The 10,464-nt window shown below is 65.9% G+C and carries 12 protein-coding genes; 7 read left to right on the forward strand and 5 right to left on the reverse strand.

The features are described 5' to 3' along the window. Window positions 1-228: 228 nt before the first annotated feature. Entirely contained in the window at window positions 229-771 is a 543-nt protein-coding gene (locus AWB81_RS15990) for a group III truncated hemoglobin (protein ID WP_062636985.1), read from the forward strand. A 5-nt stretch (window positions 772-776) separates the two neighbouring features. On the opposite strand, the gene moaE is transcribed toward AWB81_RS15990, so the two are convergent. The 3 genes from moaE to AWB81_RS16005 are packed head-to-tail and all read right to left on the reverse strand — an operon-like array spanning window position 777 to window position 2,782. Further along, window positions 777-1,256 carry a molybdopterin synthase catalytic subunit MoaE gene (gene moaE, locus AWB81_RS15995; RefSeq protein ID WP_062636987.1) on the reverse strand — a complete coding sequence of 160 codons (480 nt, stop codon included), beginning with the start codon at window positions 1,254-1,256 and terminating at the stop codon, window positions 777-779. 1 nt (window position 1,257) lies between these two features. Beyond that, entirely contained in the window at window positions 1,258-1,515 is a 258-nt protein-coding gene (gene moaD, locus AWB81_RS16000; RefSeq protein WP_062636988.1) for a molybdopterin converting factor subunit 1, read from the reverse strand. Window positions 1,516-1,540: 25 nt separating this feature from the next. Further along, window positions 1,541-2,782 (reverse strand): molybdopterin molybdotransferase MoeA, encoded by a 1,242-nt coding sequence (locus AWB81_RS16005; RefSeq protein ID WP_062636990.1) that lies wholly within the window; start codon window positions 2,780-2,782, stop codon window positions 1,541-1,543. A 477-nt stretch (window positions 2,783-3,259) separates the two neighbouring features. Between AWB81_RS16005 and AWB81_RS16010 the strand changes: the two genes are divergently transcribed. The 6 genes from AWB81_RS16010 to AWB81_RS16035 all read left to right on the forward strand — a co-directional run bounded on the left by AWB81_RS16010 (window position 3,260) and on the right by AWB81_RS16035 (window position 8,324). Then, window positions 3,260-3,805 (forward strand): NUDIX hydrolase, encoded by a 546-nt coding sequence (locus AWB81_RS16010; RefSeq protein ID WP_062636991.1) that lies wholly within the window; start codon window positions 3,260-3,262, stop codon window positions 3,803-3,805. Window positions 3,806-3,816: 11 nt separating this feature from the next. Beyond that, entirely contained in the window at window positions 3,817-4,548 is a 732-nt protein-coding gene (gene aat / locus AWB81_RS16015) for a leucyl/phenylalanyl-tRNA--protein transferase (protein WP_062636993.1), read from the forward strand. Window positions 4,549-4,676: 128 nt separating this feature from the next. Further along, entirely contained in the window at window positions 4,677-5,507 is an 831-nt protein-coding gene (locus AWB81_RS16020; RefSeq protein WP_062636995.1) for an arginyltransferase, read from the forward strand. A 124-nt stretch (window positions 5,508-5,631) separates the two neighbouring features. Next, on the forward strand, window positions 5,632-6,654 hold the full coding sequence (locus AWB81_RS16025) for a quinone-dependent dihydroorotate dehydrogenase (RefSeq protein ID WP_062636997.1): 1,023 nt from the start codon (window positions 5,632-5,634) through the stop codon (window positions 6,652-6,654). A 99-nt stretch (window positions 6,655-6,753) separates the two neighbouring features. Beyond that, window positions 6,754-7,545, forward strand: a complete 792-nt coding sequence (locus AWB81_RS16030) for a cystine ABC transporter substrate-binding protein (protein WP_062636999.1) — start codon at window positions 6,754-6,756, stop codon at window positions 7,543-7,545. Window positions 7,546-7,664: 119 nt separating this feature from the next. After that, a complete protein-coding gene (locus AWB81_RS16035; RefSeq protein ID WP_062637001.1) occupies window positions 7,665-8,324 on the forward strand; it encodes an amino acid ABC transporter permease in 660 nt (219 codons plus the stop codon). An 85-nt stretch (window positions 8,325-8,409) separates the two neighbouring features. Here AWB81_RS16035 and AWB81_RS16040 read toward each other — a convergent pair whose 3' ends face one another. Together AWB81_RS16040 and AWB81_RS16045 are read right to left on the reverse strand one after the other, a co-directional pair. Next, window positions 8,410-9,147 carry a hypothetical protein gene (locus tag AWB81_RS16040; RefSeq protein ID WP_062637003.1) on the reverse strand — a complete coding sequence of 246 codons (738 nt, stop codon included), beginning with the start codon at window positions 9,145-9,147 and terminating at the stop codon, window positions 8,410-8,412. Between the two features lie 159 nt (window positions 9,148-9,306). Beyond that, complete coding sequence (locus AWB81_RS16045; RefSeq protein ID WP_062637005.1) at window positions 9,307-10,284, reverse strand: Gfo/Idh/MocA family protein; 978 nt, start codon at window positions 10,282-10,284, stop codon at window positions 9,307-9,309. Window positions 10,285-10,464: the final 180 nt, after the last annotated feature.

The raw sequence follows: 10,464 nt of genomic DNA on the forward strand, positions 1-10,464 counted from the left end.
CTCCGGCGGGCGCAAGAGGACGTACAAATCCGCCGGAAGCCGCGTTGCGCACGAGGGATAATGGCATGGCCGGCTGCGTCGGCGGCTAGAATTCGTTGCCGCGGACCGGATCGCGCGGCCGCCATTGGTCAGGCGACATTGTGCGTCAGATCGCGCCCGGCCGTCACGCTCCGCGCGACGCGGCCCGCGGTGCCCCGCCTGCGCGAGTCCCCGAACACCGTCTAAATCATGAACCAGCGAAACGACACCGCCGACACGTCCCCGCGTCACGCCGAAGCCGACGAAGCCAACATCCGCGCGCTCGTGGAGAAGTTTTACCGGCGTGTCGACGACGATCCGCTCCTCGGGCCCATTTTTTCGCGCGAGCTCACCGGCCGCTGGGACGAGCACCTCGCGAAAATGACGACTTTCTGGTCGAGTCTCGTGCTCGGTTCGAAGCAGTATCGCGGGAACGTGCAGGAGGCGCACCGGCCGCTCGGCGATATCGAGCCGCAACACTTCGCCCGCTGGCTGTCGCTGTTCCTCAATACGGTCGAATCGCGCTACGAGCCGGCCGCGGCCGTGCTCTTCATGGAGCCGGCGCTGCGCATCGCGCAGAGCCTGCAACTGAGCAAGTTTGGCTGGGACTACCGGATTCCGGACGAGCAGGTCAAGTTGCTCGCGGCGCTGAAGCGGCTGCGCACGGGCGACGCCGCGCCCGATCTGCCCGCGCGCGGCGACGGCGAACCGTTTCCGGCGACGTTCGTCGGGCGGGGGAAGAACGAGGACTGAATTATTCAGTCCCGGCGCGCGTCGTCCGCCGTGGCGTTCCAGCGCTTCAGGGCCGAATCGTCGGATTCGCGCGCGTCGACCCAGCGCTCGCCGGCTTCGGTTTTTTCCTTCTTCCAGAACGGCGCCTGCGTCTTCAGGTAATCCATCACGAACGTGCACGACTCGAACGCCTCGGCGCGATGGATCGCGGTCGTCGCCACCAGCACGATCTGATCAAGCGGCTTCAGCAGGCCGACACGATGCACGATCAGCACGTCCGACCCCGGCCAGCGTTCGCGGGCCTGCCGCGCGATCGCCTCGAGCGACTTCTCGGTCATGCCGGGGTAATGCTCCAGTTCCATCGTTTCGACCGCGCTGCCTTCGTTCAGATCGCGCACGGTCCCGACAAAGCACGCCACCGCGCCCACCTTCGGATTCTGCGCGCGCAACGCGGCGACTTCCGTGCTGATGTCGAAATCGGCTTCCTGCACTCGGACGGCAGTCATCTCAGCCTCCCGTGACCGGCGGGAAGAACGCGACTTCGCAGCCTTCGGTGATGCGCTGCGACGGGTCCGTCATCACGTGATTGCAGGCCATGCGCAGCGCGCGCCCTTCCGCGAGCGTTTCCGCCCACGCGCCGCCGCGCGTGCGCAGCCAGGCGCGCACGTCGCCGACGTTCACGATGCCGTCCGGCACCTCGACGCTCTCGTTCGCGACGCCGAGCGCTTCGCGCACGCTCGCGAAAAACCTCAATTCCACTTTCATGTTTGCTCTGGTTCTCTGATTCCTTCTAGCGCATCAGTTCCGAGAACGGAATGAAACGCACGATCTCGCCCGCGCTGATCGCGTGATTCGGCGGATTGTCGATAAGGCCGTCGCCCCAGACCGTCGAGGTCAGCACGGCCGAGCTTTGATTCTCGAAGACGTCGAGCCCGCCTGCGTCGTTCACCCGCGCGCGGAGGAATTCGTTGCGGCGGTCGCCCTTTTTCTGCGTGAAGTCGGCGCGCATCGAATAGACGCGCGGCGCGACTGCGTCGACGCCCGCGAGCCGCAGGATGAACGGCCGCACGAACAGCAGGAACGTGCAAAAGCTCGACACCGGATTGCCCGGCAGTCCGATGAAGAACGCCTCGCCGGCCGCCTCTTTTTGTTCGCCTTCGCCGCGCCGCACCGCGCCGAACGCGAGCGGCTTGCCGGGTTTCATCGCGATCTGCCACATCGAGATGCGTCCCTCCGCCTCGACCGCCGGCTTCACGTGATCCTCCTCGCCGACGGACACGCCGCCGCACGTCAGGATCAGGTCGTGATCGCGGGCGGCCCCGCGCAGCGTTTCGCGCGTCGCGTCGAGGCGGTCGGGCACGATGCCGAGATCGGTCACGTCGCAATCGAGTTTCGCGAGCAGCGTGCGCAGCGTGAAGCGGTTCGAGTTGTAGATCGCGCCTTCCTTCAGCGGCTCGCCGGGCATCGTGAGCTCGTCGCCGGTGAAGAATACCGCGACACGCGTCCTGCGCACGACGTCGAGCCGGGCGCAGCCGACCGACGCCGCGAGCCCGAGCGCCTGCGGCGTGAGACGCGTGCCGGCGGGCAGGATCACCGAGCCCTTCCTGATGTCCGCGCCCTGCCGCGTGATCCACTCGCCCGCCGCGGGAGGCGCTTCGAAGGCGACCCGTCCGTCTTCGGTCACGCTCGCCATTTCCTGCATCACGATGGCGTCGGCGCCGGGCGGCACGGTCGCGCCGGTGAAGACGCGCGCCGCCGTGCCTGCCGCGAGCGGCCCGGCGACATGCCCGGCGGGCACGCGCTGCGAGACCGCGAGCGCGACAGGCCGCGCGGCCGACGCATCCGCGAGGTCGGCGCTGCGCACGGCGTAGCCGTCCATCGAACTGGTGTGCATGGGCGGGACATCGAGCGACGAGACGACATCGGCGGCGAGGACGCGGCCGAGCGCATCGAGGGTATCGATGGACTCGATGTCATCGACCCGGCGCGCGGCGGCGAGCAGGATGCCGAGCGCTTCGGCGGTGGCGAGCATCGGCGGACGTGAGGCGGGCGTGGACATGGACTCGGATGCGCGGCGCGTGCGGCGCGTGATGATCGATGCGTTCATTGTAGCGACAAGCGCGCGCATCGCGCCGCCGGGGCACAGCGCGGATGGATCGTGAAATCGCGGTGACGCGAAGGGAGCGAATGCAAACCGGACTGCCGCGCCAACGCGTTGACAAACCGCGGCGATACAGATGGCTTTCGGACCCGGGTCAGGGGCCGCGCGGAGGCGACACTACCTTGCCGCGTCGGTCCGGGGTGTGGACGAATTGGGGCGTGAAGCGAAGACAAGCTGCTTACCTTGTTTGCAGCAGCAAAGAAAGCGAGTCCCGCCCCGGACGGGGCAACACAAGCGGAACAAAGCCATTGAACTTCAGCGGAAACGCGAAACTCGACTCCAAGCCGAAGCCCAAGCGAAGGCCCCCGCGGTGATACACTCCCACCACACTTTCCTCCTCTTTTTTCCATGAAATTCTGTTCCGTCTGCGGCCACGAGGTCAGCCTGAGCATTCCGCCCGGCGACAACCGCGAACGCTTCGTGTGCGGGAGTTGCAACACCGTCCACTATCAGAATCCGCGCAACGTCGTCGGCACGGTGCCGGTCTGGGACGACAAGGTGCTGCTCTGCCGCCGCGCGATCGAGCCGCGCTACGGCTACTGGACACTGCCCGCGGGCTTCATGGAAATGGACGAGACGACGAGCGAAGGCGCCGCGCGCGAAACGCTCGAGGAAGCGGGCGCGCGCGTCGAGATCCAGAGCCTTTTCACGCTGCTGAACGTGCCGCACGTGCATCAGGTTCATCTGTTCTATCTCGCGCGGCTGCTCGACATCGATCTCGACCCCGGCGAGGAAAGCCTGGAAGTGCAGCTCTTCGACGAAAGCGACATCCCCTGGGACGAGATCGCGTTCCCGACGGTCGGCCAGACGCTGCGCTTTTTCTTCGCCGACCGCGCTGCCGGCACCTATACGCTCCACACCGGCGACATCTTCCGCACCCTGCGCGACGGCTGACGGAGCCGAACATGGTCCCGTGGCTCGCCTCCGACGATCCGTTTCCGCCGGTCGAGCGCGCGCTCGGCGCGTCGAGTGGCGCGCCGGGCCTTCTCGCCGCGAGCGCGGACCTCCTGCCCTCGCGTCTCATCGACGCCTATCGGCGCGGCATCTTCCCGTGGTACTCCGACGGCCAGCCGGTGCTCTGGTGGAGCCCCGACCCGCGCATGGTCCTGTATCCGCGCGAGTTCAAGGTTTCGGATTCGCTGAAGAAGACGATCAAGCGCGTACTGCGCGAGCCGCAATGGGAAGTGCGCGTCGACCACGATTTCGCCGCCGTGATGCGCGCCTGCGCCGACACGCCGCGCGAAGGCCAGCGCGGCACCTGGATCACCGCCGATATCGTCGAGGCGTATTCGACGCTGCATCGCGCCGGCGACGCCCACAGCATCGAAACCTGGTTCGACGGCGAGCGTGTGGGCGGCCTGTACGGCGTGTCGTTCGGGAAGATGTTCTTCGGCGAATCGATGTTCGCGCACAGGAGCGATGCGTCGAAAATCGCGCTCGCGGCGCTCGTTTCGCACTTGCGCCGCCATGAAATTGAGATGATAGACTGTCAGCAGAACACGTCGCATCTGGCGTCGCTGGGCGGCCGCGAGATCCCGCGCAAGCGCTTCGTCGCGCATCTGCAGGGCGCAGTCGTCAAGCCGCCGATCCCCTGGCACTTCGACAAAGCCGTCCTCGACGACCTGCTGGCGCGTTAGGATCGTCGGACGGCTGCATCGGACGAGAGCGCCCGATGCGACGATGCAAACTCGATGACCGCCGCGTGACAAGGACTGTCGCGCGACGTGTCCGTGACCGAGAGTAGACGCCTCTGAGAGCCGCCAACGTGACTCACCCCAACGAGCTGCCGCTTTCACCGCTTTCCGCGCTGCAATTCTATGCAACGGCGCCCTATCCTTGCAGCTATCTGGAAGGGCATGTCGCACGCTCGCAAGTCGCCACGCCGAGCCATCTGATCAACTCCGACGTCTATACCGAACTCGTCAAGGCCGGCTTCCGGCGCTCTGGCGTGTTCACCTATCGTCCGTATTGCGACGGCTGCCGCGCGTGCGTACCCGTGCGCGTGCCCGTCGAGCGCTTCGCGCCGAACCGCACGCAGCGGCGCGTCTGGAAGCAGCACGGCGATCTGATCGCGAGCGTCGCGCCGCTTCACTACGACGAAGAGCATTACGCGCTGTATATGCGCTATCAGTCGGCGCGGCACGCGGGCGGCGGCATGGACCGCGACAGCCGCGACCAGTACGAGCAGTTCCTGCTGCAGAGCCGGATCAATTCGCGGCTCGTCGAGTTCCGCGAGCCGGCGCATCCGGGCCACCCGGACGAACCCGGTGAGCTGCGCATGATCAGCATGATCGACATCCTGGGCGACGGGCTCTCGTCGGTGTACACGTTTTTCGAACCGGGACTCGCACACACGAGCTTCGGCACCTACAACATCCTCTGGCAGATCGAGCAGGCAAGAAGCCTCGACCTGCCGCACGTCTATCTCGGCTACTGGATCCGCGAAAGCGAAAAGATGGCGTACAAGGCCAATTTCCGCCCGCTGGAAGGGCTCGTCGACGGCCAGTGGTCGCTGCTCGATCCCGCGACGACGCATTCCGCCGGCACCCCGCCGATGCCGGGAAAGATGTCGCGCACCGAGCGCACCGGGCGGTAGGACGCTCGGCATCTCTCGTCCCGCCCCACCCCGCAATCGGACAATTCCGGTTCCCCGCAAGACGCGTCGCCCAAAGGGGCTAAAATAGCGGGTTTCAAATTTCGCCGTCGCCGGCTCCCCCCTCGTGTTCAGTTCTCTCTATCCGCTTGCGCGCGCGCAGCTCTTTCGCATGGACGCCGAAGACGCCCACCATCTGACGCTGCGCATGCTCGGCGCCGCCGGGCGCACCGGCCTCGCGGGCATGCTCGCGAAGCAGCTGCCGGACTCGCCGCGCACCGTGATGGGCCTCACGTTCCGCAATCCGGTCGGCCTCGCGGCGGGCCTGGACAAGGACGGCGCGTGCATCGACGGGCTCGCCGCGCTCGGTTTCGGCTTTATCGAGGTGGGAACGGTCACGCCGCGCGCGCAACCCGGCAACCCGCGCCCGCGCATCTTCCGGCTGCCGGAGGCGAACGCGCTCATCAACCGGATGGGCTTCAACAACGGCGGCGTCGACGAGTTCGTCGCGAACGTGCAGGCGGCGCGCTATAGCGGCACGCTCGGGCTGAACATCGGCAAGAACGCCGACACGCCGATCGAGCGCGCCGCCGACGACTATCTCTACTGCCTCGAGCGCGTCTATCCGTTTGCGAGCTATGTGACGATCAACATCTCGTCGCCGAACACGAAGAACCTGCGCCAGCTGCAGGGCGCCGACGAACTCGATTCGCTGCTCGGCGCGCTGAAGGACAAGCAGCAGCGTCTCGCCGACATGCACGGCAAGCTCGTGCCGCTCGCGCTGAAGATCGCGCCCGATCTCGACGACGAACAGATCAAGGCGATCGCCGGCACGCTCTTGCGTCACCGGATCGACGGCGTGATCGCGACCAACACGACCCTCTCGCGCACCGCCGTGACCGGCATGCCGCACGGCGACGAGGCCGGCGGCCTGTCTGGACGGCCAGTCTTCGATGCGTCGAACAACGTGATCCGCAAGCTGCGCGCGGAAGTCGGGGCCGACGTGCCGATCATCGGCGTCGGCGGGATTTTCTCAGGCGCCGACGCCCGCGCGAAGCTCGCGGCGGGCGCCTCGCTCGTGCAGATCTATACGGGCCTCATCTACCGGGGACCTGCGCTCGTGACCGAATGCGTCAAGGCGCTCGCGTAATATAGAAATAGACAAACGGTATTTAAGAGGCGATTGCATTCTGCCTATCATCGCTCCACTTGAATCCCTACCGATTCCAACCCAGAGGTATCGAAAACAATGAAACTGTCTCTGCTCAAGAAAGTGCTGGTCGCCGGCCTGATTGGCGCGTCGCTCTCGGCTGTCGCGCACGCCGAAGACCTGCTCGACACCGTCAAGCAGCGCGGCACGCTGCGCGTGGGGCTCGAAGGCACCTTCCCGCCGTTCAATTCGAAGTCGCCGCAGGGTGAGCTCGTCGGCTTCGACGTCGACATCGCGAAGGCCGTCGCCGCCAAGCTCGGCGTGAAGCCGGAATTCGTCACGACAGAATGGAGCGGCATCATCGCGGGCCTGCAGGCAGGCAAGTTCGACGTGATCGTGAACCAGGTCGGCATCACCGATGCGCGGAAGCAAACGCTCGATTTCTCGCCCGCGTACACGTACTCGAACGCGCAGCTCATCCAGCGCAAGGACGACACGCGCGAATTCAAGTCACTCGACGAACTGAAAGGCAAGAAGCTCGGCGTCGGCCTCGGCACCAACTACATGGACATGGCGAAGGCGGTGCAGGGCATCGACGTGAAGACGTATCCGGGCGCGCCCGAATATTTGCGCGATCTCGCCGCCGGCCGGCTGGACGCGGCGCTCAACGACCGCCTGATGCTCGCGTACCTGATGAAGAACTCGCAATTGCCGCTGCGCACGGGCGCGAACGTCGGCGCGGGCAATCCGTCGGGCATTCCGTTCAAGAAGGGCAACCCGAAGTTCCAGAAGGCCATCGACGACGCGATGACCCAACTCGAACAGGACGGCACCTTCAAGAAGATCTCGGAAAAGTGGTTCGGCATCGACGTGACCAAGCCCGCGAAGTAACGCATCCCGCAGATCCCGAGGGCGGCACCGGCGAGCGGTGCCGCCCTTCTCTTTTCCGTGCCCGGTTTATGATGTGCGCTTTCTCGCGCGGCACCGTTGCCGGCTAACGTCACACATCCATGTCCACGACCTCTCTGCTCGTCCAATCCGCTCCGGTCCTCGCGCAAGGCGCGCTCCTGACGATCAAGTTCGCGGTCTATTCGATGTTCTTCGGCCTGATCGCGGCCGTCGTGCTGGCGCTGATGGGCATCAGCGAAAACCGGGCACTCGTCGCGGCCGCGCGCTGCTACGTGAGCGTGATGCGCGGCACACCACTGCTCGTGCAGATCTTCGTCATTTACTACGGGCTGCCGAGCCTCGGCATCTCGCTCGAACCGACGCCCGCGGGCGTGATCGCGCTGTCGGCGAACGTGGCGGCGTACCTGTCGGAGAGCATGCGCGGGGCGATTCTCGGCATCCATCGCGGCCAGTGGCTCGCGGCCTACAGCCTCGGGCTCTCGCACACGCAGACGCTGCGCTACGTGATCGCTCCGCAGGCGCTCCGGATCGCGGTGCCGAGTCTCTCGAACAGCCTCATCAGCCTCATCAAGGACACGTCGCTCGTCTCGGTGATCACCGTGACGGAGCTTTTGAGAAGCGCGCAGGAAGTGATCGCGGCGACCTATCAGCCGCTGCCGCTCTATCTCGCGGCGGCATTCGTCTACTGGGTGCTCTGCAGCGTGCTGGAACTCGTCCAGCGGCGCGTCGAACGGCGTCTCGCGCTGCCGGGAAAGCACTGAGCGCGCGACGCTGCACCGCGACACACGCAAAAGCCGCCCGCATCGGGCGGCTTTTTTGCATTCGATACGACAGCGGACGATGCCGTTATCGCGTCGCGCTGAGATAGAACGCGCCCGTGCGCTGCGGCGTCACCCCGACGAAGGTCAGTTGCCCGTTGACCACCGTCGCCTCGACCGGCAGCGACACACCGTTGCCGATCGCGCACGCCGCGCTGGTGAAGGTGAGCGTGCCGTCGAGCACATGCTTGCCGGTCGAACGCGGCTTGACGCTGCCGGTGAACGTGCAGCCGCCTTGCAGACCGGTCAGCGAGCCGTCGGCGGCGAAGTTGACGGTCGTCATCACGGGCACGGTGTTGTTCCAGATGCCGAGCACGTCGGCGACGGCGAGCGGCGTGTCGTACACCGTGTTGTAGTTGCCATTGAACTGCAGCGTGCCTGGCGTGGTCGCGGAAAACGACGTCTTCGCGAGGAACGTGCCGTTGACGGCCGTCGCCTGCACCGCGCCGCTGCTCGCGAAGACGACCGCCGCCGGATCGGTGAAGGCGCCGTCGGTGGCGGTCATGATGCCCTCGACGAGCCACGTGAAGAGCCCGCTCGACGTGTAGACGCTGAAGTACTGGCCATTCTCGAGCACGAGCGTCTGGACGGACAGGCCGTTGTTGGTCGCGCCGCCCCAGATGCCTTCGGGCAGCGCATGCGAGGTCTTCGGGACGCAGCTCTTGTTGAGGTTTGCGTCGGTAGTGCAGACCTGGTCGCTCGAACCGCCTCCGCAAGCGGCGAGAACGGGCAAGGCGAGCAGCATGAGTTTCGACAGGATTTTCATAGGGACGTGGATTCGGCGTTGGCTTCGCTAGCGGACGAAAGTGAACATGAGCCGGCATTCGCGAACGAACGCGGCCCCGGTACGCGAAGTTAACGGCGAACCCGACGCAAACTTTATGCGGGCTATCCCGCACGACGATCCGCGCGAGAGCGGCCCGCTTCAGTCCGTCTCGAAAGGGAAACGCAGGCCGAGGTCGCGGCGCGCGGCATCGGTGATGGCGATCATGCGCATCGAGGTGGCGTGCGGCATCAGCGGACTTTCGATCGCGCCCGAGCGCAGCAGCTCGCAGAAGTGTGCGGTCTCGTAGTTGAGGCCGCCGCCTTCGAACGGCGCATCGAGTTCGACCTTGCGGCCGTCCAGATAGGTGACGGTCGCGCGGGCCGGATTCCACCAGTTCTCGTGGATCGTCACGGTGCCGCCGGTGCCCGCGATCAGCGCATCGCCGCGGCCCTGCAGGTCGAGTCCGCAGAAAAGCTGCGCGATACCGCGCTCGTGGCGCACGTTCAGGCTCGCGAAGGTATCGACGCCGCTCGCGCCGATGCGCCCGATCGTCTGGACGTCTAGCGCTTCGCCGAGCCAGTCGACGGCCAGAAACGTCTCGTAGATGCCGATGTCGAGCAGCGCGCCGCCGCCGGTTTCCTTCGAGAACGACGGATGGGTCGAAGGCACGTTCGCAATCGAGCAGCCGGCGCGCACGAGCCCGATCTCGCCGATCGGATCGGCCGAGAGATGCGCGCGCAACTGCGTGTAGAGCGGATAGAACGGCGGCTTCATGGCTTCCATGAAAAGCAGCTTCGCGGCGCGCGCGGCATCGATCATCTGCTGCAGGCAGCGTGCATTGACCGCAGCAGGCTTCTCGCACAGCACCGGTTTGCCCGCCGCGAACGCACGCAGCGCGTAATCGGGATGGCTGTCCTGATGCGTCGCAATATAGAGCGCGTCGATCTCGCCGAGCATCGAGTCGAAATCGACGGCGCGTGCATTGAACGGCGCCGCGAGCGCCTCGGCGGACTCGATGCGCCGCGAAGCGACACATGCGAGCGCGGCACCCGGCACGTGCGCGAGTCCCACGGCGAAACGCCGCGCGATCCGTCCCGCGCCGACTATGCCCCAGCGGATCGTGGTGTCGTTGGTCATCTGAATCTCTGTCCTCCGTTTGGCCGTGTCGGTGGCATTGTGCCTGAACGAGACGCGGCGACCGGAAGAGGCGCGCGCCAACAAAAACCCGGCCGCCTGGCCGTAATGCCGTTCAGTTAATGTTCTTTTTGAGGTATCGAACGGTGTAGCGTTTAGGGCGGGATTTGACGACTCGGTCGC

The organism is Caballeronia arationis (genome assembly GCF_001544975.2).
GTDB classification, from domain to species: domain Bacteria; phylum Pseudomonadota; class Gammaproteobacteria; order Burkholderiales; family Burkholderiaceae; genus Caballeronia; species Caballeronia arationis.